At 68.4% G+C, this 25,431-nt stretch carries 21 protein-coding genes; 17 read left to right on the forward strand and 4 right to left on the reverse strand.

The genetic code is table 11. The annotated features are described in order from the left end of the window. Nucleotides 1-5: 5 nt before the first annotated feature. From ACQP2E_RS01180 to ACQP2E_RS01250, 15 genes are all read left to right on the forward strand, one after another. Nucleotides 6-677, forward strand: a complete 672-nt coding sequence (locus tag ACQP2E_RS01180; RefSeq protein ID WP_433828039.1) for a NuoB/complex I 20 kDa subunit family protein — start codon at nucleotides 6-8, stop codon at nucleotides 675-677. Continuing rightward, nucleotides 674-1,393 (forward strand): NADH-quinone oxidoreductase subunit C, encoded by a 720-nt coding sequence (locus ACQP2E_RS01185; protein ID WP_433828040.1) that lies wholly within the window; start codon nucleotides 674-676, stop codon nucleotides 1,391-1,393. The genes ACQP2E_RS01180 and ACQP2E_RS01185 overlap by 4 nt, the downstream gene beginning before the upstream one ends. Then, on the forward strand, nucleotides 1,390-2,715 hold the full coding sequence (locus tag ACQP2E_RS01190; protein WP_433828041.1) for an NADH-quinone oxidoreductase subunit D: 1,326 nt from the start codon (nucleotides 1,390-1,392) through the stop codon (nucleotides 2,713-2,715). Before ACQP2E_RS01185 ends, ACQP2E_RS01190 begins: the two co-directional genes overlap by 4 nt. Continuing rightward, nucleotides 2,715-3,860 (forward strand): NADH-quinone oxidoreductase subunit NuoE, encoded by a 1,146-nt coding sequence (gene nuoE / locus ACQP2E_RS01195; protein ID WP_433828042.1) that lies wholly within the window; start codon nucleotides 2,715-2,717, stop codon nucleotides 3,858-3,860. Before ACQP2E_RS01190 ends, nuoE begins: the two co-directional genes overlap by 1 nt. Further along, nucleotides 3,857-5,173, forward strand: a complete 1,317-nt coding sequence (gene nuoF, locus ACQP2E_RS01200) for an NADH-quinone oxidoreductase subunit NuoF (RefSeq protein ID WP_433828043.1) — start codon at nucleotides 3,857-3,859, stop codon at nucleotides 5,171-5,173. The genes nuoE and nuoF overlap by 4 nt, the downstream gene beginning before the upstream one ends. Continuing rightward, nucleotides 5,173-7,668: an NADH-quinone oxidoreductase subunit G gene (locus ACQP2E_RS01205; protein WP_433828044.1), complete on the forward strand. Its 2,496-nt coding sequence runs from the start codon at nucleotides 5,173-5,175 to the stop codon at nucleotides 7,666-7,668. Before nuoF ends, ACQP2E_RS01205 begins: the two co-directional genes overlap by 1 nt. Next, on the forward strand, nucleotides 7,665-9,032 hold the full coding sequence (gene nuoH / locus ACQP2E_RS01210; RefSeq protein ID WP_433828045.1) for an NADH-quinone oxidoreductase subunit NuoH: 1,368 nt from the start codon (nucleotides 7,665-7,667) through the stop codon (nucleotides 9,030-9,032). The genes ACQP2E_RS01205 and nuoH overlap by 4 nt, the downstream gene beginning before the upstream one ends. 1 nt (nucleotide 9,033) lies before the next feature. Next, complete coding sequence (gene nuoI / locus ACQP2E_RS01215) at nucleotides 9,034-9,603, forward strand: NADH-quinone oxidoreductase subunit NuoI (RefSeq protein ID WP_433828046.1); 570 nt, start codon at nucleotides 9,034-9,036, stop codon at nucleotides 9,601-9,603. After that, nucleotides 9,603-10,346, forward strand: coding sequence for an NADH-quinone oxidoreductase subunit J (locus ACQP2E_RS01220; RefSeq protein ID WP_111651959.1), 744 nt, complete (start codon nucleotides 9,603-9,605; stop codon nucleotides 10,344-10,346). Before nuoI ends, ACQP2E_RS01220 begins: the two co-directional genes overlap by 1 nt. After that, complete coding sequence (nuoK, locus tag ACQP2E_RS01225) at nucleotides 10,343-10,642, forward strand: NADH-quinone oxidoreductase subunit NuoK (protein WP_433828047.1); 300 nt, start codon at nucleotides 10,343-10,345, stop codon at nucleotides 10,640-10,642. Before ACQP2E_RS01220 ends, nuoK begins: the two co-directional genes overlap by 4 nt. An 11-nt stretch (nucleotides 10,643-10,653) precedes the next feature. Next, the gene (gene nuoL, locus ACQP2E_RS01230) at nucleotides 10,654-12,585 is read left to right on the forward strand and encodes an NADH-quinone oxidoreductase subunit L (RefSeq protein WP_433828048.1); all 1,932 of its coding nucleotides are present in this window, start codon (nucleotides 10,654-10,656) and stop codon (nucleotides 12,583-12,585) included. Continuing rightward, a complete protein-coding gene (locus ACQP2E_RS01235) occupies nucleotides 12,582-14,120 on the forward strand; it encodes an NADH-quinone oxidoreductase subunit M (protein WP_433828049.1) in 1,539 nt (512 codons plus the stop codon). Before nuoL ends, ACQP2E_RS01235 begins: the two co-directional genes overlap by 4 nt. A gap of 3 nt (nucleotides 14,121-14,123) precedes the next feature. Then, nucleotides 14,124-15,656: an NADH-quinone oxidoreductase subunit NuoN gene (nuoN, locus tag ACQP2E_RS01240; protein WP_433828050.1), complete on the forward strand. Its 1,533-nt coding sequence runs from the start codon at nucleotides 14,124-14,126 to the stop codon at nucleotides 15,654-15,656. 90 nt (nucleotides 15,657-15,746) lie between these two features. Then, the gene (locus tag ACQP2E_RS01245) at nucleotides 15,747-16,691 is read left to right on the forward strand and encodes a pyridoxamine 5'-phosphate oxidase family protein (RefSeq protein WP_433828051.1); all 945 of its coding nucleotides are present in this window, start codon (nucleotides 15,747-15,749) and stop codon (nucleotides 16,689-16,691) included. 190 nt (nucleotides 16,692-16,881) lie between these two features. Next, nucleotides 16,882-17,841 (forward strand): polyprenyl synthetase family protein, encoded by a 960-nt coding sequence (locus ACQP2E_RS01250; protein ID WP_433833717.1) that lies wholly within the window; start codon nucleotides 16,882-16,884, stop codon nucleotides 17,839-17,841. A 1,335-nt stretch (nucleotides 17,842-19,176) separates the two neighbouring features. Here the strand turns inward: ACQP2E_RS01250 and ACQP2E_RS01255 are convergent. After that, a complete protein-coding gene (locus ACQP2E_RS01255) occupies nucleotides 19,177-20,316 on the reverse strand; it encodes an MFS transporter (RefSeq protein ID WP_433833719.1) in 1,140 nt (379 codons plus the stop codon). Between the two features lie 199 nt (nucleotides 20,317-20,515). On the opposite strand from ACQP2E_RS01255, the gene ACQP2E_RS01260 reads away from it, so the two are divergent. Both ACQP2E_RS01260 and ACQP2E_RS01265 read left to right on the forward strand, forming a co-directional pair. After that, entirely contained in the window at nucleotides 20,516-21,310 is a 795-nt protein-coding gene (locus ACQP2E_RS01260) for an IclR family transcriptional regulator (RefSeq protein ID WP_433828052.1), read from the forward strand. A 160-nt stretch (nucleotides 21,311-21,470) separates the two neighbouring features. Then, nucleotides 21,471-22,151, forward strand: coding sequence for an anti-sigma factor family protein (locus ACQP2E_RS01265; protein WP_433828053.1), 681 nt, complete (start codon nucleotides 21,471-21,473; stop codon nucleotides 22,149-22,151). Nucleotides 22,152-22,169: 18 nt separating this feature from the next. Here the strand turns inward: ACQP2E_RS01265 and rarD are convergent, their stop codons facing one another. The 3 genes from rarD to ACQP2E_RS01280 form a co-directional block, all read right to left on the reverse strand. Continuing rightward, on the reverse strand, nucleotides 22,170-23,123 hold the full coding sequence (gene rarD, locus ACQP2E_RS01270) for an EamA family transporter RarD (RefSeq protein WP_433828054.1): 954 nt from the start codon (nucleotides 23,121-23,123) through the stop codon (nucleotides 22,170-22,172). A gap of 137 nt (nucleotides 23,124-23,260) precedes the next feature. Further along, nucleotides 23,261-23,641, reverse strand: a complete 381-nt coding sequence (locus ACQP2E_RS01275; RefSeq protein ID WP_433828055.1) for a phage holin family protein — start codon at nucleotides 23,639-23,641, stop codon at nucleotides 23,261-23,263. An 81-nt stretch (nucleotides 23,642-23,722) separates the two neighbouring features. Beyond that, on the reverse strand, nucleotides 23,723-25,384 hold the full coding sequence (locus ACQP2E_RS01280) for a type VII secretion protein EccE (protein ID WP_433828056.1): 1,662 nt from the start codon (nucleotides 25,382-25,384) through the stop codon (nucleotides 23,723-23,725). Nucleotides 25,385-25,431 lie beyond the last annotated feature (47 nt).

Here is a 25,431-nt window from a genome sequence, read left to right on the forward strand (position 1 = left end):
TAACCATGGGAATCGAAGAGAAGCTGCCCAGCGGGATCCTGCTCACCTCGGTGGAGAAACTTTCCAACTACGCCCGGAAGTCGTCGTTCTGGGGTGCGACCTTCGGCCTGGCCTGCTGCGCGATCGAGATGATGGCCGCCGGCGGTCCGCATTACGACCTGGGCAGGTGGGGGATGGAAGTCTTCCGGGCCTCGCCCCGGCAGGCCGACCTGATGATCGTGGCGGGGCGGGTCAGTCAGAAGATGGCCCCGGTGGTCAGGCAGATCTACGACCAGATGCCCGAACCACGCTCAGTGATCTCGATGGGCGTCTGCGCCTCGTCGGGCGGCATGTTCAACAACTACGCGATCGTGCAGGGTGTCGACCACATCGTCCCGGTCGATGTCTATCTACCGGGCTGTCCACCCAGACCGGAAATGCTGATCGACGCGATCCTCAAGATGCGCGAGAAGGTGATGGCCGCGCCGCTCGGTCCGAACGGTCGCAAGATGCTCGCCCAGCGTGAGGCCGAGGGCAAGCTGCCCATCGTCGCGCCTGGTGCCATGCCGTCGTCGTACCGCGTGGACAAGACGCGTCGCGCGGAATGGACGCAGGCCGTCAAGGAAGGCCGTGAGGAGCAATTGCGGATCGAGAACTGGATGAAACTCCAGCCGCATTTGCGGGAAGGCGCCAAATGACCATTTCTTCAGGCACTGAGAGTGGCGTGCCGGTTACTGCGCCGGCCGGTGCGAATCTGGGTGCACCAGCACAGACCCCGGCCAGCCCTGATAAGGGGATGTTCGGAGTCAAAGGGACCGGAGACGTTTCCGGCTTCGGTCGCCTTGTCCGCCCCCGACCTGCTGTTTTTGACAGCCCACGGCCGTACGGCGGGTATTTCGACGACGTCTATGACGCGTTGGAGGAAGCTTATCCGGCCTTCTCCGAAGCGATCGAGAAAGTGGTCGTAGATAGGGCGGAACTCACACTTCACATCAGGCCCGAGAGAATCACCGAGGTCTGTCAGGTAATGCGTGACGACGAGTCGTTGCGCTTCGAACTCTGCTCCTCGGTCGACGCGGTCGATTACCTCGCCACCGACGAGCGCCGGTTCCACGTGACGTACCAGTTGACCTCCATGACGTACCGGCGGCGGGTACGTCTCGAAGTCGCTGTTGCCGACGGTGTGAGCGTTCCCAGTGTCACCGGCGTCTACCCGACGGCCGACTGGCAGGAGCGCGAGGTCTACGACATGTTCGGCGTCGTCTTCGCCGGACATCCCAACCTCACCCGGATCCTGATGCCCGACGACTGGGAAGGGCACCCCCAGCGCAAGGACTACCCGCTCGGCGGCGTGCCCGTCGAGTACAAGGGTGCTCAGATTCCGCCGCCGGACCAGCGGAGGGTCTACCAATGACGACATCCGAGTACGCGACCGAGCGCGAGACGACCGAGGGCCGGGTCTTCACGGTCACCGGCGGTGACTGGGACTCCATCGCCGCCGGCGTCGACCCGCTCAGCAACGAGAAGATCGTCGTCAACATGGGCCCGCAGCACCCGTCGACACACGGCGTGCTCCGGCTGGTGCTGGAACTCGAGGGCGAGACGGTCACCGAGTGCCGCCCCGTCGTCGGTTACCTGCACACCGGGATCGAGAAGAACCTGGAGTACCGGAACTGGACCCAGGGCGTCACGTTCGTGACGCGGATGGACTACCTCTCCAACATGTCCAACGAGACGGGTTACTGCCTCGCGGTGGAGAAACTGCTCGGGATCACCGATCAGATCACCGAGCGGACGAACACGATCCGGGTCATGTTCATGGAACTGCAGCGGATCGCCTCGCACCTGGTCTGGCTCGCCACGACCGGCATGGAGCTGGGCGCGATCTCGATGATGCTGTACGGGTTCCGGGAGCGGGAGTACATCCTCGACATCTTCGAGGAGACCTCCGGCCTGCGGATGAACAACGCGTACATCCGCCCGGGCGGGCTCGCGCAGGACCTGCCGGATTCCGCGGTTCGCAAGATCCGGGACTTCCTGGTGTACCTGCCGAAACGCCTCAAGGAGTACGAGGCGATGCTCTCCGACCAGGTGATCTGGCAGAAGCGTACCCAGGGTGTCGCTGTTCTTGATGTGACCGGTTGTCTCTCGCTCGGCATCACGGGCCCGGTGCTTCGTGCCACCGGCCTGCCGTGGGACCTGCGCAAGACCATGCCGTACTCCGGTTACGACACGTACGAGTTCGACGTGCCGACCGCGACGACGAGCGACGTCTGGGGGCGTTACCTGGTCCGGCTGGCGGAGATCCGCGAGTCGCTCAAGATCGTTGAGCAGACCCTGGACCGTCTGCGCCCCGGCCCGATCTGGGTCGAGGACAAGAAGATCGCCTGGCCGTCGCAGCTCGCGCTCGGCGTGGACGGTCTCGGCAACTCCCTCGAACACGTCGCCAAGATCATGGGTCAGTCGATGGAGTCGCTGATCCACCATTTCAAGCTCGTGACCGAGGGCTTCCGGGTTCCGCCTGGTCAAGTCTATGTCGCGATCGAGCATCCGCGTGGCGAACTTGGCGTACACGCGGTCTCCGACGGTGGCACCCACCCGTACCGGGTGCATTACCGGGAGCCGAGCTTCGTGAACCTGCAGGCCATCCCCGCGATGGCCGAGGGGGCGCTGCTCGCCGACGTGATCGCCGGCGGCGCCTCCCTGGACCCCGTGATGGGTGGGTGTGACCGCTGATGTCGGAAACCACTGTGGACTTCTCGCCGGCCGCCTCTCCGCTCGCGGAGACCTTGCTCGAGCCGGCACTCGAGATCCTCGCCCGGTACCCGGTGGGCCGGGAGCGTTCCGCGCTCCTGCCGCTGCTGCACCTCGTGCAGACCGAGGAGGGTTTCGTCAGCCCGCGGGGTGTGGCGTTCTGCGCCGAGATCCTCGGGATCAACAAGGCCCAGGTCGGCGCGGTCGCCACGTTCTACACGATGTACAAGCGCCGCCCGACCGGCGAATACCTGGTCAGCGTCTGCACGAACACCCTGTGCAACGTGCTCGGCGGCCAGCAGGTCTACGACGAGCTGGTCGAGCACCTCGGTGTCGGCCACGACCAGACCACGCCGGACGGCAAGATCACGCTGGAGCACGCCGAGTGCCTGGCGGCCTGCGACTACGCGCCGGTGGTGACGGTCAACTACGACTTCACTGTCGACCAGGCCACCCCGGAATCGGCCGTCGAGCTGGTCGAGCAGCTGCGCCAGGGTGAGCGGCCGACACCCAGCCGGGGCGCCCGGATCTGCTCGCTGAAAGACATGCAGTACCAGCTGGCCGGGTTCGCGGACCCGCGCGAGGGCGCGGTCGGCGACGGGGTGGCCGGTGCGCCGACGCTGCGCGGCGTGCACCTGGCGCAGGAGCACGGTGTCGCGGTGGCCGGGTTCGACCCGGACACCCCGATCACCAGGACCAAGCCGGCCCGGGACGAGAGCGCGCTCCCGCCGCGACCGGCCGAGGAGAAGTCCGATGGCCGTCTCGCGACGCTCGCGAAAAAGGCGGCGACGGTGGCCAAGTCCGCCGCCGGCACGGTGGCGGAGAAGGTCGGCGAGCACCGCCACGCCGGCCGGACCACCGACACCGGAGACGTCAAGGATCCCGAGGTCCGGGCGGCGGAAAGCCGTAACCCCACGGCGGACACCCCGGCCGAAAGCGGCGTGGCCACCGCCGACGCCCCGGAGCCGAGCAACCCGGCCGAGGCCGCAGGTGTGGCCGGCAACGAGCCGGCCGGCGACGGCAAACCCGCGGGTGACGGCACCCGTGGCGAGCGGATCGTCGCTCAGCGCACCGCCGGGCCGAAACCGGCCACCAACGTCCCGCGTGGCACCGAGGAGGAGAAGTGACCCAGCCCCGGCCGGAAGTCCTCCAGAAGCTCACCCCCGTGCTCACCAAGCGCTGGCTCTCGCCGGACGCCTGGCAGATCGGCGTCTACGAGCGGCTGGACGGGTACCTGGCGTTGCGCAAGGCGCTCGACGTGCACCCCGACGATCTGATCCAGCTGGTGAAGGACTCCGGCCTGCGCGGCCGGGGCGGCGCCGGCTTCCCGACCGGCCTGAAGTGGGGCTTCATTCCGCAGGGCGACGGCAAACCGCACTACCTCGTGATCAACGCGGACGAGGGCGAGCCGGGCACCTGCAAGGACTTGCCGCTGATGACGTACGACCCGCACTCGCTGGTGGAGGGCGCGATCATCGCCTCCTATGCCATCCGGGCCAACCGGGCGTTCATCTACATCCGCGGTGAGGCCGTGCACGCGGCCCGGCGGCTGCGCAACGCGGTCGACGAGGCGTACCAGGCCGGATACCTCGGCAAGAACATCCTCGGGTCCGGCTTCGACCTGGACCTGGTGGTGCACAGCGGCGCCGGCGCGTACATCTGCGGCGAGGAGACCGCACTGCTGGACTCGCTGGAAGGCTTTCGCGGGCAGCCTCGGCTGCGCCCGCCCTTCCCGGCCATCGCCGGCCTGTACGCGAGCCCGACCGTGGTCAACAACGTCGGCACGATCGCTTCGGTGCCGTACGTGATCCTCGGCGGTGCGGACTGGTGGAAGAGCATGGGCACCGAGAAATCGGCCGGTCCGATGATCTATTCGCTGTCCGGCCGGGTGGTCAACCCGGGCCAGTACGAGTGCGGCCTCGGCATCACCCTGCGCGAGCTGATCGAGCTGGCCGGTGGCATGCAGCCGGGCCACAACCTGAAGTTCTGGACGCCGGGTGGCTCGTCGACGCCGATGCTGACCGCCGAGCACATCGACACCCCGATGGACTTCGAGGGAGTCGCGGCGGCCGGGTCGATTCTCGGCACCACGGCGATGCAGATCTTCTCGGACCAGGACTGCCCGGTCTACAACACGTGGCGGTGGCTGGAGTTCTATCACCACGAGTCGTGCGGCAAGTGCACCCCGTGCCGCGAGGGCAACTACTGGATGGTCCGCACCTACCGGCGGATCCTCGCCGGCCACGGCACCCTCGCCGACCTGGACACCCTGCAGGACACCGCGGACAACATCTTCGGCCGGTCGTTCTGCGGCCTCGGCGACGGCGCCGCGACTCCGGTCGTGTCGACGCTCAAGTGGTTCCGGGACGACTACCTCGGATACATCGAGGGTCGCACCGCTCCGCGTCTGTCGGAGAAGACCCTGGTGGGAGCTCACTAATGACCGATGTAGCAAAAAAGGCAGACACCGTCACCCTCACCATCGACGGGGTCGAAGTCACCGCTGCGAAGGGCGAGCTGGTCATCCGGGTCGCCGAGCGGATGGGTGTCGCCATCCCACGGTTCTGCGACCACCCGCTGCTCGCACCGGCCGGCGCCTGCCGGCAGTGCCTCGTCGAGGTGGAAGGCCAGCGCAAGCCGGTGGCCTCCTGCACCCAGACGGTGGCCGAGGGGATGGTGGTGAAAACCCAGCTCAGCTCGCCGGTGGCCGCGAAAGCGCAGGCCGGCGTCATGGAGCTGCTCCTGATCAACCACCCGCTGGACTGCCCGACCTGCGACAAGGGTGGCGAGTGCCCCCTGCAGAACCAGGCGATGAGCACCGGCCGGGCCGACTCGCGCTTCGTCGAACCGAAGCGTGAGTACGAGAAGCCGATCCACATCTCCAGCCAGGTGCTGCTCGACCGGGAACGGTGCGTTCTCTGCCAGCGCTGCACCCGGTTCTCCGAGGAAATCGCCGGGGACAAGTTCATCGACCTGATGGACCGCTCCTCCGGCGAGCAGATCAACGTCTACCGGGACGACTTCTTCGGTGGCGAGGGCACCGGGGACGGTCAGGTCGGCGAGGGCGAGGGGGACGTTCCGTTCAACTCGTACTTCTCCGGCAACACCATCCAGATCTGCCCGGTCGGCGCGCTCACCAGCGACCAGTACCGGTTCCGCGCCCGCCCCTTCGACCTGGTCTCCACGCCGACGACGTGTGAGCACTGTGCCGGCGGCTGTTCGTTGCGAGCTGACCACCGGCGCGGCAAGGTGCTGCGGCGGCTGGCCGGCGACGACCCCGCGGTGAACGAGGAGTGGAACTGCGACAAGGGCCGCTGGGGCTTCCGCTACACCAATGCCTCTGACCGGATCATGACGCCGCTCGTCCGCGACGCGGTCACCGGTCAGCTGCGCGAGGCCTCCTGGAGCGAGGCCCTGCTCACGGCGGCGGAGGGACTGAAAGCCGCGCACGAGCGCGGCGTGGGGGTCCTTCCAGGCGGTCGGCTCACTGTCGAGGATGCGTACGCGTACGCCAAGTTCGCCCGCGTTGTCCTCGGCACCAACGACGTCGACTTCCGGGCCCGGCCGATCCGCGCCACGGCATCGCCGGTGACCGCGACCGAGGAGGCCGACTTCCTGGCCGCCGCGGTCGCCGGGATCACCGACGTGACGTACGAGGCGGTGGAGAACGCGTCCTCGGTGCTCATCGTCGGGCTCGAGCCGGAGGAGGAGTCAGCGATCCTCTTCCTGCGGCTCCGCAAGGGCCACCTCAAGAAGAATCTCAAGGTCACGGCCGTCAGCCCGTACCTTTCCCGGGGTTTTGAAAAGCTCGGCGCCGCGCTTGTCGCGGCCGTTCCGGGTGATGAGGCCCGGCTGCTGAACACCGACCCGGCGGTCGCCGGCGCGCTCAGCGCTCCCGGCAGCATCCTGATCGTGGGCGAGCGGTTGGCCACCGTGCCGGGTGGTCTCTCGGCGGCGGCCGCGCTTGCCGAGCGGACCGGCGCCCGCCTCGTGTGGGTGCCGCGCCGGGCCGGCGACCGGGGCGCGCTCGACACCGGTTGCCTGCCGAACCTGCTGCCCGGAGGCCGTCCGGTCACCGACGCGGCGGCCCGGACCGAACTCGCGCTGGCCTGGGGGACCGAGCCGGGCGTGCTGCCCGGCACGGCCGGACGCGACATCGACCAGATCGTCGCGGCGGCCGCGGACGGCACCCTCGGCGCTCTCCTGGTCGGCGGCGTGGACCCGGCCGACCTGGCCGACCCGGTGCTGGCCGAGCAGGCGCTCGACGCCGTTCCGTTCCTGGTCAGCCTGGAAATGCGGCAGAGCGCGGTGACCCGTCGTGCCGACGTGGTGCTGCCGATCGCCCCGGCGGTCGAGAAGGCCGGCACCTACCTGAACTGGGAGGGACGGCTCCGCTCGTTCGACGCGGTGCTGCCCAGCACGGCGATGACCGACGGCCGGGTGCTCGAAGCGATCGCGGCGCTGCTCGACGTCACGCTCGGCACCGGTGACGTCTCGGCGGTCCGTCGTGAGCTGGGTGCGCTGCCCGCCGCCGCGGCCCGTCCGGCCGCGCCGGCCACCGCGCCGGTCGAGACGGCCCGGCTCGGTGAGCGGGAGGCGGTGCTCGCCACCTGGAACCAGGCGATCGACCTGGGCTCGCTGCAGGACGGCGACGAAGCCCTGGCCGGGACGGCCCGCCCGTCGGTGGCCCGGATCGGCAAGGCCCTGGCCGAGTCGCTCGGCGTGATCGACGGTGACCTGATCACGGTCAGCACCGACCGCGGCGGCGTGACACTGCCGGCCGCGATCACCGACCTGCCGCCGGCCGTGGTCTGGGTGCCCACCAACTCGCCGGGATCGACGGTGCGCCGCAACCTCGGTGTGACCGCCGGCGCGGTGGTCCGGCTGCAGGCCGGGGTTCCGGGTCCGATCCTCGCGGAAGAAGCTGCTCAATGAACGCGATCCTGGCGGCGCACGCCGTCGATCCGACACTGGAGACGTTCGAGAACGACATCTGGTGGATCTCGCTGATCAAGCTGTTCGGCTTGTTCGTGCTGCTCCTGCTGCTGACCCTTTTCACGATCAACTATGAGCGCAAGGTCGTGGCCCGGATGGCGGTCCGGCCCGGACCGAACCAGGTCGGGCCGAAAGGCTGGCTGCAGAGCCTCACCGACGGCCTGAAGCTGCCGTTCAAGGAAGAGATCATTCCGAAGACCGCCGACAAGGTGGTCTACTTCATCGCTCCGGTGATCTCCGCGACCGTGGCGTTCACCGCGTTCTCGGTGATCCCGTTCGGCGGCGTGGTCAACATGTTCGGCCAGCAGACCGCGCTCCAGCTCACCGACGTGCCGGTCTCGGTGCTCGTGCTGCTCGCGTGTTCCTCGATGGCCGTGTACGGCGTGGTGCTGGCCGGCTGGGCTTCCGGTTCGACGTACCCGCTGCTTGGTGGCCTGCGGTCCAGCGCGCAGATGATCTCGTATGAGGTCGCGATGGGTCTCTCCATCGTGGCGGTGTTCATGACCGCCGGCACGATGAGCACGTCGCAGATCGTTGCGGCGCAGGCCTCCGGCGAGCCGATCAACATCTTCGGCATCGACCTGACCGCACCCGGCTGGTACGCGGTACAGCTGCTGCCGAGCTTCGTGATCTACATGATCGCGGCGGTCGGCGAGACGAACCGGGCGCCGTTCGACCTGCCCGAGGCGGAGTCCGAGCTGGTCGGCGGCTTCCACACGGAGTACTCGTCGTTCAAGTTCGCGCTCTTCTTCCTCGCCGAGTACATCAACATGATCACCGTGTCGGCGTTCTGCACGACGCTCTTCCTCGGCGGCTGGCGCGCACCCGCGCCGATCACCACCGTCTGGGAAGGAGCCAACTCCGGCTACTGGCCGTTGATCTGGTTCTTCGGCAAGGTGCTGATCCTGCTCTTCGGCTTCATCTGGCTGCGGGCCACGCTGCCGCGCCTGCGGTACGACCAGTTCATGCGCTTCGGCTGGAAGGTCCTCATCCCGGTCAACCTGGTGTGGATCCTCTTCCTGGCGTACTTCAAGGTCGCCCGCAGCGGCGAGCTCTCCACCGAGGTCCGGTGGATCTCCACCGGCGCCATCGCGCTGCTCGTGCTGGTGATCGCCTGGCGCTGGCCGGCGCCGAAGAAGCAGAGGCCGATCCCGATCGAGGAGGAACTCGCCCTGAGACCACCGGGCAGCTTCCCGATTCCTCCGATGGATCTCCAGGTGCCGCCGAGTCCACGCGCACGCCGAGCCGTGGCAGAACGCGCCCCGGCCACCGTCGGCGGCGACTCCGAGACGAAGGAGGTGTGACGTGGCATCACTGACCGGCTCCTTCAAGGGTTTCGGCGTGACCTTCGCGCACATGTTCCGCAAAGTGATCACGACCGACTACCCGTTCTCACCGCCGAAGCCAGCACCTCGGTACCACGGCCGGCACATCCTCAACCGTCACCCGGACGGCCTGGAGAAGTGCATCGGCTGCGAGCTGTGCGCCTGGGCCTGCCCGGCCGACGCGATCTACGTCGAGGGTGGCGACAACACCGACGAGCAGCGCTTCTCGCCCGGTGAGCGGTACGCCAGCATCTACCAGATCAACTATGCCCGGTGCATCTTCTGCGGGCTCTGCATCGAGGCCTGCCCGACCCGGTCGCTCACCATGAGCAACGAGTACGAGCTGGCACGGGACAACCGCCAGGACCTGATCTTCACGAAGAAGGAACTCCTGGCGCCGCTGCTGCCCGGCATGGAGCAGCCGCCGCACCCGATGCGGCTCGGTGAGACCGACAAGGACTACTACCTCGGCGCGCTCACCAACCCGGGCACGTCGGCCGGCGCTGAGCGGGCGCCGTGGTCCGAGAACGAGACCAGGGAGGCCAACTGATGGACGCCGTCTCCACCGGTGAACAGGTCGCCTTCTGGATCCTGGGCCCCCTCTCGGTGATCGGCGCGCTCGGCATGGTGCTGGCCCGTAACGCGGTGCACTCCGCGCTCTGGCTGGTCGTGACGATGCTCTGCCTGGGTTTCCTCTACGTCGTAAACGATGCGCCGTTCCTCGGCATGGTCCAGGTCATCGTCTACACCGGCGCGATCATGATGCTGTTCCTGTTCGTGCTGATGCTTGTCGGCCGGGACGCGTCGGACTCGCTGATCGAGACGTTGCGTGGCCAGCGGATCGCGGCGATCGTGCTCGGCATCGGGTTCGCGGCGCTGATCGCGACCGGCCTGGCTCGTTCGCTCGGTGACATCCCGACCGTCGGCCTGACCGAGGCCAACCAGAACGGCAACGTCCAGGGTCTGGCCGCGCTGCTGTTCACCAACTACGTCTTCGCGTTCGAGGTGACCTCGGCGCTGCTCATCACTGCCGCGGTCGGCGCCATGGTGCTGGCCCACGTGGAGCGGGCGAAGGAAGACAAGGTCGACCAGGTCACGCGGATGAAGGAGCGGTTCCGGCCGGGCAATTACCCCGGGCCGAAGCCCGGGCCGGGCATTTACGCGAACACCATGTCGGTGGCCGCGCCGGCCCGGCTGCCGGACGGCAACGGTGCCGAACGCAGCATCTCGCCGATCCTGCCGGTTCGTGAGCTGACCGACAACGAGGTCGCGCCGAAGGGGACCGAGAAGTGACTCCGGACTACTACATCGTTCTCTCGGTCGTCCTGTTCAGCATCGGTGCGACAGGTGTGCTGATCAGGCGCAACGCGATCGTCCTGTTCATGTGCATCGAACTGATGCTGAACGCGGCGAACCTCGCGCTTGTCACCTTCAGCCGGATCAACGGCGGCCTCGACGGCCAGATCATCTCGTTCTTCGTGATGGTCGTCGCGGCGGCCGAGGTCGTGGTCGGCCTCGCCATCATCATGTCGATCTTCCGTACGCGGCGCTCGGCGAGCGTTGACGACGCGAACCTCCTCAAGTACTGAAGGGCCTTCACGTGGAACAGACTGTGGAGTTCGCCCCAGCGACGGGGGTGCTGAGCAGCATCTGGCTGCTCGTCGCGATCCCGCTCGCCAGTGCGGCCGTTCTGCTGCTGCTGGGCAGACGGGCCGACAAGTGGGGGCACTGGCTCGGCGTCCTCTCGGTCGCCGCCTCGTTCGTGCTCGGCCTGGTCTTCTTCGCGGAGCTGGCAGGGCTGGACGCGGAACGGCGCTCGGCCGAGCTCAACCTCTGGGACTTCATCGTTGTCGGCGGCCTGCACGTCGACTTCGGCCTTCTCTTCGACCCGCTCAGCGGCGTCTTCGTACTCCTGATCACCGGCGTCGGATCACTGATCCACCTGTACGCGGTCGGCTACATGGAGCACGACCCCGGACGCCGGAAATTCTTCGCCTACTTCAACCTCTTCGTCTCGGCGATGTTGCTGCTGGTCCTGGGCAACAACTACGTGATGCTCTACTTCGGCTGGGAGGGCGTCGGTCTGGCGTCGTACCTGCTGATCTCGTTCTGGTACACCCGGCCGTCGGCGGCGACAGCCGGGAAGAAGGCGTTCCTGATGAACCGGGTCGGCGACGCCGGCCTGGCCATCGGCATCTTCCTGATGTTCACCGAGCTGGGCAGCACCCAGTACGACGACGTCTTCAATGGCGCTCCGACACTCGCCGCCGGCACGGTGCTGATCATGGGCATCCTGTTGCTGCTCGGCGCGTGCGGCAAGTCCGGCCAGTTCCCGCTCCAGGCCTGGCTGCCGGACGCGATGGAGGGCCCGACCCCGGTGTCGGCGCTCATCCACGCGGCGACGATGGTCACCGCGGGCGTCTACCTGATCGCCCGGTCCAACCCGATCTTCTCGGCGAACACCACGCTCCAGCTGATCGTGGTGAGCGTCGGCGCGCTGACGCTGCTGATCGGCTGCGTCATCGGTTCGGCGAAGGACGACATCAAGCGGATCCTCGCCTGGTCGACGGTCTCGCAGATCGGCTACATGTTCCTGGGCGTCGGGCTGGGTGGCGGCGCGTACGCGCTCGCGATCATCCACCTGCTGGCGCACGGCTTCTTCAAGGCGAACATGTTCCTCGGCGCCGGTTCGGTCATGCATGGCATGCACGACCAGGTCGACATCAGGCGGTTCGGCGGCCTGTCCAAGCACATGAAGATCACCTGGATCACGTTCGCCACCGGCTGGCTCGCGATCATCGGCATCCCGCCGCTCTCCGGCTACTTCTCCAAGGAGCCGATCATCGCGGCCGCGTTCGAGCGTGAGGTGGCCTGGGAGGCGTGGGTCTTCGGTCTGGCCGCGCTCATCGGCGCCGGCCTCACCGCGTTCTACATGACCCGGCTCTTCGTGCTGACGTTCCACGGCCCGGCTCGCTGGACCGACGACATCAAGCACCCGCACGAGTCGCCGCCGCTCATGACGATCCCGCTGGTCCTGCTCGCGGCCGGATCGATCGCCGCGGGTTACCTGATGAGCACGAGCGTGGCGGACTGGCTCACCCCGGTCTTCGGCGAGGAGTCCGGTGAGGCGGCGCACGGCGTCCTCTCGCACACCGTGATCACGATTCTTTCGCTGCTGGTCACGGTGCTCGGCGCGGGCCTGGCCTGGGCACTGTTCCGCAGGGGCACGGCCACTGAGCCGCAGCCGGCCGGGGTGCTGGTCACCGCGGCGCGGCGCAATCTCTACACCGACGCGTTCAACGAGGCGGTGTTCGAACGGCCCGGCATCTACCTCACCCGGGCGCTGGTCTACCTCGACAACAAGGGCATCGACGGCATCGTGAACGGCCTTGCGGCCGGGATCGGCGGAGGCTCCGCGCGCCTGCGCCGGCTTCAGACCGGTTTCGTACGTTCCTACGCGCTCTCGATGCTTTCCGGAGCGCTCCTCGTGGTTGGCGCCTTCATCGCGATCCAGTTGGGGTGGTTGGCGTGAGCGAGTTTCCTTTTTTGAGCGTTCTCACGCTCCTTCCTCTGGTCGGCGCGGCAGTGGTGGGGTTCATCCCCCGGGCCAAGGCCGAGTTGGCCAAGATGGTGGCGCTAGTCTGGTCGCTGATCGTTCTCGGTCTCAGCGTCGTCATGTGGCTGGCGTTCACCATCGACGGCGACCGGTTCCAGTTCCGCGAGTCGTACGCGTGGATCCCGTCCTGGGACGCCCGCTTCACCTTCGCCGCCGACGGCATCGCGCTCGTCATGCTGATGCTGATCGCCGTGCTGTTCCCGGTCGTCATCCTGGCGTCCTGGAACGACGTCGATCAGAGCCGGCGGTCCGCTCCGGCGTACTTCGCTCTGCTGCTCTCGTTCGAGTTCACGATGATCGGGGTGTTCGCCGCGGCGGACATCTTCCTCTTCTACGTGTTCTTCGAGGTCATGCTGATCCCGATGTACTTCATCATCGGATCGTTCGGCTCCGGCCAGAAGCAGTACGCGGCGGTGAAGTTCTTCCTCTACAGCCTGGTCGGCGGCCTCTTCATGCTGGCCTCGGTGATCGGGCTCTGGGTGGTCGGCGGGCACACCTTCGACTTCACGAACCTCGTCGAGGCGACCGGCTCGATCGACCAGAACACCGCGCGATGGCTGTTCCTCGGTTTCTTCGTGGCGTTCGCGATCAAGGCGCCGTTCTTCCCGTTCCACACCTGGCTACCGGACTCCGGTGGTGCCGCCCCTGCGGGTGCTGCGGCACTGCTCGTCGGCGTGATGGACAAGGTCGGCACGTTCGGCATCCTGCGGTACTGCCTCTCGCTCTTCCCGGAGGCGTCGCGCTGGTTCGCCCCGGCGGCGATGGTCCTCGCGGTCATCGGCATCATTTACGCGTCGCTACTCGCGGTCGGCCAGAACGACCTGAAACGCCTGGTCTCGTACACGTCGATCGCGCACTTCGGCTTCATCGGCATCGGGATCTTCGCGTTCACCACGCAGGCCGGGACCGGCGCGGTGCTCTACATGGTCAACCACGGTCTCGCGACCGGCCTGCTCTTCATCGTGGTCGGCATGTTCGTCGCCCGGCGCGGATCCGCCCTGGTCAGTGACTTCGGCGGTGCGGGCAAGCTGGTTCCGGTGCTGGCCGGCGTCTTCTTCTTCGCCGGCCTCGCCTCGCTGGCGCTGCCCGGCACAGCGCCGTTCGTCAGCGAGTTCCTGGTGCTGATCGGCACGTTCAGCACCCACAAGGCGTACGCCGTGGTGGCCACCCTTGGCATCATCCTGGCCGCCGCCTATGTGCTGTGGATGATCCAGCGCACCACACAGGGCACGCTCAACCCGGCGCTGACCGAGGTGCCGGCGATGTCCAAGGACCTCACCCTGCGGGAGAAGTTCGTGGTGGCACCGCTGATCGCGCTCCTGCTGGTGCTCGGCTTCTATCCGAAGCCGGTCACCGACGTGATCAACCCGGCGGTGCAGGCGACCCTGCAAGACGTCGGCACGACCGACCCGGCCCCGTCGGTGGTCGCGGATGGAAAGGTGGGCGGCTGAGCCATGGGAGAACTACAACTTCCCGAGATCAACTATGGCGCGCTGCTGCCGATGCTGATCCTCTTCGGAGCGGCGTGCGTCGGCGTGCTGGTCGAGGTACTCGTACCGCAGAAGGTCCGCAACGGTGTCCAGCTGGTGCTGTCACTGATCGCCGTGGTGGCGGCGCTCGCGGCCGTCGTGGTGCAGCGCGACACCCGGGTCACCACGATCGGCGGCGCTGTCGCGATCGACGGGCCGTCGCTGTTCCTGCAGGGCGCCATCCTGGTGCTCGGCGCGGTGTCGCTGCTGCTGATCGGTGAGCGCACGATCGAGAAAGGCGGCGCGTTCGTCTCGCAGGCCGCGATCACGGTCGGATCGCAGAAAGACCTGAGGCAGGCCGGCGGAGCGCCGGGCGCCACCGAGGTCTACCCGCTCACGTCGTTCGCCCTCGGCGGCATGATGCTGTTCGTCGCGGCAAACGACCTGCTCACCATGTTCGTGGCGCTGGAGGTCTTCTCCTTGCCGCTCTACCTGCTCTGCGCGCTGGCCCGGCGCCGGCGGCTGCTCAGCCAGGAAGCGGCGCTGAAGTACTTCCTGCTCGGCTCGTACGCCTCGGCCTTCTTCCTGTTCGGCGTGGCCTTCATTTACGGCTTCGCCGGCGGGATCCAGCTGGAGGCGGTGCAGGCCGCGGTGACGAACCCGCAGCGCAGCCAGGTGTTGCTCTACGCCGGCTTCGCACTGATCTCTATCGGTCTGCTGTTCAAGGCGGCGCTGGCGCCGTTCCACGTCTGGACGCCCGACGTCTACCAGGGCGCCCCGACGCCGGTCACCGCTTTCATGGCGGCCTGCACCAAGGTCGCCGCGTTCGGTGCGCTGCTGCGCATCCTGTACGTCGCGTTCGCCGGGGTGCAGTGGGACTTCCAGCCGGTCCTCGGGACGATCGCGGTGCTCACCATGTTCGTCGGCGCGATCCTGGCGGTGACACAGACCGACCTGAAGCGCCTGCTGGCCTACTCGTCGATCGCGAACGCCGGTTACCTGCTGGTGGGCGTGCTGGCGATGAACGAGGCGGGTCTGTCCAGCACGCTGTTCTATCTGGTCGCGTACGGCTTCTCGGTGCTCGCGGCGTTCGCGATCATCAGCCTGGTGCGGGACGCCGACGGCGAGGCCACCCACCTGTCCCGGTGGGCCGGCATCGGGCGGAAGAGCCCGCTGCTCGCCGCCACGTTCACGTTCGTCCTGCTCGCCTTCGCCGGCATTCCGCTGACCAGCGGATTCATGAGTAAGTTCGCGGTCTTCGGAGCAGCGATCGAAGGCGGACAGACCTGGCTGGTGATCTTCGGTGTCATCTCCAGCATGCTGCTTGCTTTCCCGTACCTTCGTGTCGTCGTGCTGATGTGGCTCTCCGAGCCGGGCGAGACGACGCCGGCGGTCTCCATCCCGGGCTTCCTCACCGCCACGGCGTTGGGGCTCGGCGTGATCGCCACGGTGGCGCTGGGTGTGGCCCCGGCACCGCTGCTGGAGCTGACCGAGCAGGCGGGGCAGTTCGTCCGCTGACCGACTTGGACCATAGACGAGGCCCCGGCTGTCCAGCCGGGGCCTCGGTGTCTATCGGACGTTTATCGCTTTATGCCTACGATGCGCGCCGTGTCTGACTCGACTGTTCTTCTGACGCCCGGTTCCTCACTCGTGGAGTCCATCGAGGCGTACCGCACCTGCGAGTTCGCGACGCTCACCAAGAGCGGCTCACCGGTCGCCTGGCCCACGTCCGGGCTGGTGAAGGCGGACGGGACGATCCTGCTGACCACGGCGCTGGGCTATCCGCAGAAGGCGTTCAACGTGCGCCGGGACGGCCGGGTCGCGCTGCTCTTCTCGAACCCCACCGCGAGCGGCCTGGAAAATCCCCGGCAAATCTTGGTACGCGGCCACGCGACCTGCCCGGACGTCGTACACACCGAGCCGCGGGGCGATCTGGGGCAGCTCTGGGGCCGGCTCATGGAGCGGCAGCCGAGCTCGCAGGCCTACCTCGACTGGCCGATGACGCAGATGACCGATTTCTATTACATGCGTCTGCTCATCACGGTGACGCCTACCGAGGTGATCGAGCGCCCGCTGCCGCAGCCGGCAGGCGGTTCCGGAGCCCTGGCCGGCAGCGGGCTGCTGGGCGCGGAGGCGCTCGCATCATTCGACTCGGTGGTGCTGACCGCGGTGGACGAGTCCGGCGCGCCGGTGCTGCTGCGGACCACTGTCACCGCGGAGGAGGGTGGCTATCGAGTCGCCGTCCCCGGTGACGTCCCGGTCGCAGCCGGACCGGCCGGGCTGCTCGTGCACCGGCACGACGACAAGCTGTGGAACCTCTACAACGCGAGCGTCCGCGGCGAACTGGTCGCCGACCAGGGCGGCTGGCTGCTCCGCCCCGAACGCCTCGTCGAGCCGGGCGCGCGACACAAGGCCGGCGCCCTCGACCAGCTGCGAATCCTGCGGGCGACCCGAGCCGCCACAAAGAACTACCTGAACCGCCGCGGCCTGGCCCGTCCGTCGATCCCGTGGGCCGAGTACCGCACGATCCGCTCCCGGGTCCGCAACCCCTGACCGTCCGGCGCCGGCGCACCCGCGTCAGCTCAGGGCGCATGCGCTGGCGCGTACATTTGCTGTCGGATTTTGGATCTTGTCCCTTGCCACCCTGGGACTGAAACCGTCGGAGGGGTATGGCATCGTGAGATGCGTGGTGAGCACCGGTGATCTGACGCTGTCGTCGCTGGGCCTCGACGTCGATCCCGCGATGGACGCGTCGGTGTCGGCGACGCTGGCCGCTGTGGAGGAAGCGCTGCGCGGCCATGTGGCCAGCGCCGACCCTCTGGTGGCCGAGGCCTCGCGCCATCTCGCCGATGCCGGGGGCAAGCGGTTCCGGCCGTTGCTGGTGGCGCTCGGGGCGCAGTTCGGTGATCCCACCTCGCCGCAGATCGTCGATGCGGCAAACGTGGTCGAGCTGACGCACCTCGCGACGCTCTACCACGACGACGTCATGGATGAGGCCGCCGTGCGCCGGGGCGCGCCCAGCGCGAACGCGCGCTGGGGCAACTCGGTGGCGATCCTGGTCGGTGACTACCTCTTCGCGCAGGCCGCCGACCTGGCCGCCCAGCTCGGGACGGAGGCGGTGCACCTCCAGGCGCAGACGTTCGCCCGCCTGGTGCACGGCCAGATCGCCGAGACGGTCGGCCCGCGCGGCACCGACCCGATCGAGCACTACCTGGACGTGATCAAGGAGAAAACCGCCTCGCTGATCGCCACCGCGGCACGGTTCGGCGGGCTCTTCTCCGGCGCGGAGCCGGAGCACGTCGAGGCTCTCGCGCAATACGGCGAGATCATCGGCATCGCTTTCCAGCTCTCCGACGACCTTCTGGACATCGCCTCCGAGTCGGTCCAGTCGGGCAAGACGCCCGGCACCGACCTGCGTGAGGGCGTGCCGACGCTGCCGGTGCTCTACGCGCTGGCCGGCGACGACACCGACGCGTCAGCGGTCCGGCTGCGGGAGCTGCTCTCGGCCGGCCCGATCACCGACGACGCCCTGCACGCCGAGGCGCTCACACTGCTGCGCGAGTCGGCGGCGATGAAGCAGGCCCGCGAGACGGTCCGCACCTATACCGAGGACGCCCGCGCGAGCCTCGGCCCGCTCCCGACCGGCGAGGCGAAGCGAACCCTCGAAGCCCTCTGCGACTTCATCGCCGACCGCACCAACTAAGTCGTCTCTGACCGATCCTGCGTGGTCGCGCGTGTGCCCGTGCGTGCTCGCCTGTGTGTCCGCGCACTCGCCTGCACTTGCCCGCGCGTCCGGCTGCTTGCCCGAGTGCTCGCCCGCGTGCCCGGGTGCCCGTGTGCTCGCCCGCGTGTCTGCGTGCTCGCCCGCGTGTCCGCGTGTCCGCGTGCCCGCGTGTCCGCGTGCCCGCGTGCCCGCCCGAGTGCTCGCCCGCCCGCCCGGCGGCCAGCAGGCGGCCCCCGCCCTGTGTCCGGGCGCTCGCTCGCCCGTCCGGCTGCTCGCCCGCCCGCCGGGGGCGATCTTGTTGAATTCTCCGAACCCGTCGCGGCAGAAAGCCACAAGATCGGCGGGGCTTTTCCGATCTTGTGGCTTCTCGCGAACTCGACTTTCGCCATTTGCGGTCCCGCCCGGCGACCGAGCTCATCGCGTAACACCTGGTGTCCCTGCGAATCCGCCCGGCCGACCCGGTTCCCGACACAGACCGCGATCAGCCACGACGCAAGATTCACTGCTATGCCGGACGCTGACGCCCTCCGTCGCAGGCACGCCGCTCCGCCGCAGGCACGCCGCTCCGCCGCAGGCACGCCGCTCCGCCGCAGGCACGCCGCTCCGCCGCAGGCACGCCGCTCCGCCGCAGGCGCACGCCGCTCCGCCGCAGGCACGCCGCTTCGTCGCAGGCACGCCGCTCCGCCGCAGGCACGCCGCTCCGCCCTGCCCCGCCCTGCACCGTGCCGCATCGCCCTGCACCGTTCTGCTGTGCGCCGCTTGGCTCCGCGCTGCTCGGCCGTGGATCTTGTGGACTTCCCCGCAGACGCCTCCGCGTAACTCCGCAAGATCGAAAGGGCCCGGCCGATCTTGTGGAATTCCGCGCGAACGGTTCGCCGAACTCCACAAGATCTGTGAAGCACCGGCATTCACGACGTGGGAAACTGTGAAGCTCCGCGTCAGCCGGATCTTGGAGACCTGTGGGGCATAGAACGCCTGGCATCGGGCCCCCACGAGTCTCCAAGATCCGGCGCTGTTCGCCTGCCGGGTTGCAGAGCGTCACCACAACGCTCACCAACCACCCGAAATCGACATGCCACGGAGGATCGTCCCGCAAACTCGTGCACTCGTGGTTGATCACCCGGCTAAACCGCACAAGATCTCCGGACGGCACCTCGCGCCAAAGAAACCGCTACGTCACCCCGAACCCGCTACCGCTCCACAAGTGGCGAAACCCGAGTGCGAACACCCGTGACGGATGCGGCTGTGCGCCGACGTCGCTACTCAACCCACCAAGATCGAGGCACGGCACGGCACGGCACGGTTGGTCAGCGCCTATGCGGCACTGTGCTGCCGCAACAGGCGACTCCCGAGCAGCATGAGGCCGGCCGCGCTGAGCATCGCGGCCGCGGACGCTGTCCACATCGCCGGATAACCGGCATATCCTGCGATGGCCCCCAAGCCGAGCGGCCCCACGCACCCGCCCGCATAGACGCCGGTCTGGGTGATCGACGTGGCCGCCGCCGGTGCCTGTGGGTGCAGCCGGACCACGGCGAAGTTCATCAGACCCGGCCAAGCCCAGCCGAACCCGAAGCCGAGCACGATTCCGGCCACCATCGCCACCGGCCCGGGTGTCGCCAGCAGGGCCAGTCCGACGGCCCCGGTGGCGAGCAGGGCCGCGATCACGCCGACCTGCCGGTCCGGGCGCCGGTCGGCCTGCCAGCCGCCGGTGATCCGGGCCGTCGCGCAGATCGCGCCACCGAGGGTCAGCGCCAGGCCGGCCGGTCCGGGCGCGATGCCACGGTCCACCGCGGAGGCGACCACGAAGGTGCCGAGCGCGTTCGCTGATCCGGCCGCCAGGGTGGCGGCCACGCCGATGACGACCAGGGCCGTGGTGGCCTGACCGGTCTCGGTGGCCCGGCGGCGATTCCCCGTGTCCCGGGGCACCAGTGGAATGGCCGCCGCTGCGGCCAGCCCGGCCAGGACGAACGCCCAGCGCCATCCGACGGTCAGTGCCACCACCGGTACGGCAGCGCCGGCCAGCAGCGTGCTGACCGGGATGGCGGCCTGCTTGATGCCGAAGGTCAGCCCCTGCCGCCGGGCCGGGACGTGCCGGGACAGGCTGGTGTTGCTCGCCAGCTGCCCCATGGCGTTGGCGGCGGCGCCGAGGGCGAGGATTGCCATGAGCGTCCACAGTGACCGCGCGAAGGCCGCTACGGCGATCAGGGAGACGGCGGCGAGGGTGATGCCGGTGCGTGCGATCCGGGTGGCGCCGTAACGCTCGACGAGGGTTCCGGCCGGCACCGAAGCCAGCGCACTCACTCCGAAGTAGGCGGAAACGGCGAGACCGAGGCCTGCCGGGGAGAAATCAAGTTCCTCGCCGACCTGAACGGCGAGACCTCCGACCAGGAAGACGGGTATCGAAACAGCGATGGTCGTGGTAACCGCTCCGGCGGTGACCCATCCCGCGTTCATGCTGGAGAAACCGGTTCCATTCGGGTTGATCTTCGCCTCTCGCACTCGTCGCAGACTAAGTCAGGATCGGTGTCTCCGGCTGCGCACAGTCCTATTGATCACACCCGCTGTGCAAATCGATCGTGATCCACATGGGTTTGGCATTCCGTCGACGAACGATTCTTCATATGGTGTAAGTCCCTGGGCCTCGGAGGTAGCTGTGCGTGACCCTCTAGCGGAGCCGTCAGATCTCATCCGGAGCGTGTCGCGCGCCTTGCGCGTCCTGGAATCGGTCGGGCGGGCGCCGCGTGGACTCACCGTCAAGCAGATCGCTCGGCGTTGCGAGCTGACCGTCGCGACGACCTATCACCTGGTGCGAACGCTGGCTTACGAGGGTTATGTGATCCGGCGTGAGGACGGCACGTACATCGTCGGGCTGGAGATAGCCGATCGATACCGCGAGCTGGTTTCCGCGTTCCGCGGCCCACCGGCTGTCGGCGAGGCGCTGCGGCGCGCCGCCCTGGACACCGGCTACAGCCACTACCTCGGCCGCTTCGTCGGCGGCCGGATAGCGGTGACCGCGTCGGCCGAAGGTGCCCGATCCCCGTTCCTCGACGATGTCGCGCCCGGTTTCGACGAGGGCGGTCATGCCACCGCGCTCGGCAAGGCGCTGCTCGCCACGCTCACCCCGGACCAGCGTTCGCGATACCTCCGGGATTACGGGATGCGCGGATTCACCCCGACCACACTCACCACCCCGGAAGCCCTCGAGGCCGACCTGACCGCAGGCGAGCGGCGCGGCATGCAGATCGAAATGGGACAGTTCCGGCAGGGGCTGGCGTCCGCGGCGGTGGTCGTCGTCGCGGATCGAGACATGGAACGCCGCCTTGTCCTGGCGTGCTCGATGCCTGCTGCCGAGATGCTGACCTCGGCTCGGGTGGTCCGGGCGAAACTCACCGCGGCGGCTCGAAATGTGGCTGAGGCGCTCTCCGGCGGAGAGTCCGCGACGGCATAGCCGAAGCTCGATCGGGCCAACACGATTGCCCGAAAGGCTGGTGGCTCTCCGCGTTTGGGCCGCCACGGCCTGACCGGGGGCTCTAAGGAATCGTTGAACCTTCGCGCCAGATACCGCGTACCAGAGACCGGGACGGACGAGCCGGTTGGAGGCGGTGTGCATGCGATGCGAGGACGGGCACGATGACGCCGCCTACGTCCTTGGCGCGCTGTCGCCGGGGGAGCGGGCGGCCTACGAGAGCCACCTGGCGAGTTGTTCGTTCTGCAGGGAAGCGGTAGCGGATCTTTCCCGGGTACCGGACATGCTGGATCGCCTCGACGCCGACGAGTTCGCGAAGCTGCTCGATCCCACCCTTGGCGCGCCGGTTCAGCGCCGCCGGCCGGTTGCCCGGCGTACGCGTGCACGAGCACTGTCGATCCGCGTTCTCAGCACCGCGGTGGCGGCCGTGCTGGTCCTGCTGATCGGTGGCGGCGTGGTCGCCTGGGGACTGAACCAGGAGACACCGACGACACCGCCGCCCGGTCCGGCCCTCGCGATGACACCTGTCGGCGGCGTCTCCCCGATCACCGCCACGGTCCGGCTGAGCAACACGCCGGGCGGAACCAGGGTGGAGATGCAGTGCTCATACAGCGAGTCGGCGGATCAGGCGTACACGTTCCGGCTGATCGCGTACGGGCCGGATGAGCAGAAGGAACAGCTTGGATCGTGGCTGGCGCAGCCCGGCACCGATTTCCGGATGCCCGGCGCGACGCACTTCGGCGAGGGCAGCCTCTCCAAGCTCGAGATCGTGCGGTTCGACGGGAAGGCGATGCTCACGTACGACCTTCCCGGGTTCGACTGAGAACTCCTCCCGCAGAACTCAGCGGGAGGGCAGGGTGGCGGCGGCCGACCCGCCGGCGGTGGCGGCCGTCGCGGCGGCCGCCGCACGTTCCCGCGCCGCGGCCCGGGTGTGCCGGATGCCGTCGAAGGTGAAGACCACAAGCGCGAGCCAGACCAGACCGAACCCGGCAAGCCGGGCCGCCGGCATCGGCTCGTGATAGATCAGTACGCCGCAGGCCAGCTGAAGGATCGGTGCCACGTATTGCAGGATGCCGAGGCCGACGAGCGGCACCCGGTTCGCGGCGCCGGCGAAGAGCAGCAGCGGGACCGCGGTGGCGATGCCGGAGACCAGCATGAGGGCGGTGTGCGTCGCCGACACATGCCCGAACTCAGCGCCACCGGACAGGTTCAACCAGGTCAGGTACGCGAGAGCGGGCAGAGCCAGCACACCCGACTCGACGAACAACCCCTCGGCCGGCGGCAGCGACATCCGCTTCTTGATCAAGCCGTAGCAGCCGAACGAGGCGGCCAGGGTCAGCGCGACGTACGGAAGATGCCCGTAGTCGAGGGTGAGGATCACGACCGCCAGGGCGCCGATCCCGACGGCGACCCACTGCCAGACCCTGACACGTTCCCGCAGCACGGTGACGCCGAGCAGGACGCTGACCAACGGGGTGATGAAGTAACCGAGCGCTGTCTCGACCACCCGTGACGAGTTCACCGCCGCGATGTACGTGCCCCAGTTGATACCGATCAGCACCGCGGCCAGGGTGATGCCACCGAGCAGGCGCGGGGTGCGCAGGAGCCGGCCGAGGAACGACCAGTTGCGGGCCACAGTGAGCAGCAGCGCCACGAACAGCACGGACCAGACGATCCGATGCGAGAGGATCTCCAAAGCCGGCGAGGGCTGCAGCAGCTTGAAGTAGATGGGGAAGAAGCCCCAGAGCGTGTACGCCGTCAGGCCGTACAGATATCCGCGCCGCTCATCGCTCATGCCCTCACCGTAAGGCGCGGGATGGGGAGCGGTCCTTGCTGTTGTGACTGCGGACACCAGGCCAATTCGAGGTGCCTGGCCTGTCGATTCAAAAACGATCAGGAGGGCGCCGTGGCCGGTGCCCTCCTGAATCGCTGTCAGTCGTCGCCGTCCGGTACCAGCATGTTCAGCACCCAGCTCACGACGCCGACCAGCAGCGCGCCGAGGAGCGCGGCCGGCCAGAAGCTGTCGACGTGGAAGCCGAGGTCCAGCTCACCGGCGATCCAGCTGGTGAGCAGGAACAGCAGGCCGTTCACGACGAGCGCGATCAGGCCGAGCGTGAGAACGTAGAGGCCGCAGCCGAGAACCTTGATGATCGGCCGCAGGATCGCGTTGACCACACCGAAGATCACCGCGACGGCGATCAGCGTGCCCGCTTTGCCGGCCGCCGTGTCGGAGGTGAGGTCGATTCCGTCGATCACCAGGGTCGCGATCCACAGCGAGACGGCCGTGATCAACAGCCGGATGAGGATGCCCATGGCAGGGGATCGTGCCACGCGCGGGCCAGCGTTGGGAGCGACACCCCGCGATCTTCATCCAGGTGCGACCAGCGAACCCGATCAGATCGAGATTTGTCGCTTATTTCGCTGTAGGGCGAGGATGCGTGCGGGCTGCCCGATCAGGACTTTCTCGACGGACGTCGGGGTGAGCGCCGCCCAGCGGACCGCCTGCGACGTGACGACGGCGACCGTGCCGGGACTCATCCGGGTCAGCAGGCCGGCTGTCTCGCCGAGAGCGAGGGCCGGCCCGAGCGCTGCTGCCTCGTCCGGCGTGAGCGGCTGAAGCAGCAGCAGGTCGGCGGAGGCGGCGAGACCGGCGTCCATCTGTTCGAGAACGGTCAGCGTTGTCACCCAAGGAAGAGTCGCGCTGATGCCTGGACCGCCGTCCTGCACGAGCAGGACGGGCCGCAGCGGTGAGCCGGCGGGTACCTGGCCCGAATGCAACCTCAGCGACTCGTCGCCGTCCAGGCCGTGCAGCAGGGGCGCCCAGGCGGCCGGCCGGTCCGTGCTGACCAGGACGCGGGCACCGACGGCCAGCGCGCGGAAGGCGATCAGCTGTGCGCATCGGGTCGTGCCGACCAGGACCGTGCGGGTCGGCTCGGGGCGGAACGGACGGATCAGCACCGGACGGCCCTGACGGCTGCGGCCCAGCATCAGACCGTGGTTGATGGTGGGCAGGGCCGGTCCGATGCCGGGATTACCGGAAACGATGCCGGCCAGCGGAAGTGTCCCGGACAGACCGGCCAGGTGCTCGCCGTCGTGGCGCCGAACTGTCATCCGCTCGCTCGCCACGAGCCGGCCCAGATCTTGAACAGCCGGCCCCAGTAGGGGAGAGGCGATCCGGACCGACAGTGACGGCGGGTCGAAGGTCAGGGCCACGGTGGTGGCGGTCGCGGGCAGGTGCAGCAGCCGGGAGATCAGCCGCGCGGAGACGGCGGCGCCGGGTTCCGGGCTGCACCGGAACGTCGCCTGTGTCAGGCCGCCGATCGTCAAGCCGTTCCACGTCTCGTGCAGGCCGGCGCCTGCCTCGGCATGTGCCAGCTCGGCGATCACGCGTACCGTCGCTGTCTCGGTCAACGGCCCGGCGGCCGAAGTTCCCAGCTCGCGCCGCAGTTTGCGGATCGCGGCCGTCAGGGCGCGACGCAGATGCTCGTCCGGCTCGGTGCCCTGGCGCAGCGCCCGGATCGCCAGAATCATCCGGAATCGCGCCAGTGGATCACCGCGGCTCAGCGCCCGGTAGGAGATCGCGGCCGGGCCGGCGCGGGTGGTCGTCGCCGGCACGCCGGTCAGCACCAGCTGGAGCCGGATCGCGGGATCAAGATCCAGTGAGTCGAAGCGCGGCAGCGTGGGCAGCTCGACGAGCGCGGTCAGGCCGAGATCGTCGATCAGGACGGCGGCCGGCTCGCCGGACAGTCTCGTCGTCGCCAGCCGGGTGCCCGGCGCGACCAGGGCGAGGATCGCCGGCGGATCGCCGAGAGCCCGGATGCGGCGGCGCGCGGCGAATCGCGCCACCAGGCCGAGCCATTGGAACACCCAGCGCCCGCGGATGCGTACCCAAGTGATCGTCAACAAGCCGGCGGCGGCGCACGCGGCGCACGTCACCGCGAGGCCGCCGCCTGCGGCGCCGAGAAGCATCAGTACGGCGGCGGCCTGCGTTGCGACCAGCTGATTCATGGGTACGCGTAAAAGCCGTCCACTCCGGACGGATAGCTGCCCGGTCACCAGGCCATGGTAGGGCTCGGGTGGTGTCCGGACGAGGTTGTCCACAG

The sequence above is a fragment of the Actinoplanes sp. CA-015351 genome, from assembly GCF_050955685.1.
In the GTDB taxonomy this organism is placed as follows: Bacteria; Actinomycetota; Actinomycetes; order Mycobacteriales; family Micromonosporaceae; genus Actinoplanes.

Bases quoted from the DNA above. Each gene is read 5' to 3' on its own strand.
- ACQP2E_RS01180 (WP_433828039.1), top strand. From the start codon at position 6: ATGGGAATCGAAGAGAAGCTGCCCAGCGGGATCCTGCTCACCTCGGTG.
- ACQP2E_RS01185 (WP_433828040.1), top strand. From the start codon at position 674: ATGACCATTTCTTCAGGCACTGAGAGTGGCGTGCCGGTTACTGCGCCG.
- ACQP2E_RS01190 (WP_433828041.1), top strand. From the start codon at position 1,390: ATGACGACATCCGAGTACGCGACCGAGCGCGAGACGACCGAGGGCCGG.
- nuoE (WP_433828042.1), top strand. From the start codon at position 2,715: ATGTCGGAAACCACTGTGGACTTCTCGCCGGCCGCCTCTCCGCTCGCG.
- ACQP2E_RS01205 (WP_433828044.1), top strand. From the start codon at position 5,173: ATGACCGATGTAGCAAAAAAGGCAGACACCGTCACCCTCACCATCGAC.
- nuoH (WP_433828045.1), top strand. From the start codon at position 7,665: ATGAACGCGATCCTGGCGGCGCACGCCGTCGATCCGACACTGGAGACG.
- ACQP2E_RS01220 (WP_111651959.1), top strand. From the start codon at position 9,603: ATGGACGCCGTCTCCACCGGTGAACAGGTCGCCTTCTGGATCCTGGGC.
- nuoN (WP_433828050.1), top strand. From the start codon at position 14,124: ATGGGAGAACTACAACTTCCCGAGATCAACTATGGCGCGCTGCTGCCG.
- ACQP2E_RS01250 (WP_433833717.1), top strand. From the start codon at position 16,882: ATGGACGCGTCGGTGTCGGCGACGCTGGCCGCTGTGGAGGAAGCGCTG.
- ACQP2E_RS01255 (WP_433833719.1), bottom strand. From the start codon at position 20,316: ATGAACGCGGGATGGGTCACCGCCGGAGCGGTTACCACGACCATCGCT.
- ACQP2E_RS01265 (WP_433828053.1), top strand. From the start codon at position 21,471: ATGCGATGCGAGGACGGGCACGATGACGCCGCCTACGTCCTTGGCGCG.
- rarD (WP_433828054.1), bottom strand. From the start codon at position 23,123: ATGAGCGATGAGCGGCGCGGATATCTGTACGGCCTGACGGCGTACACG.
- ACQP2E_RS01275 (WP_433828055.1), bottom strand. From the start codon at position 23,641: ATGGGCATCCTCATCCGGCTGTTGATCACGGCCGTCTCGCTGTGGATC.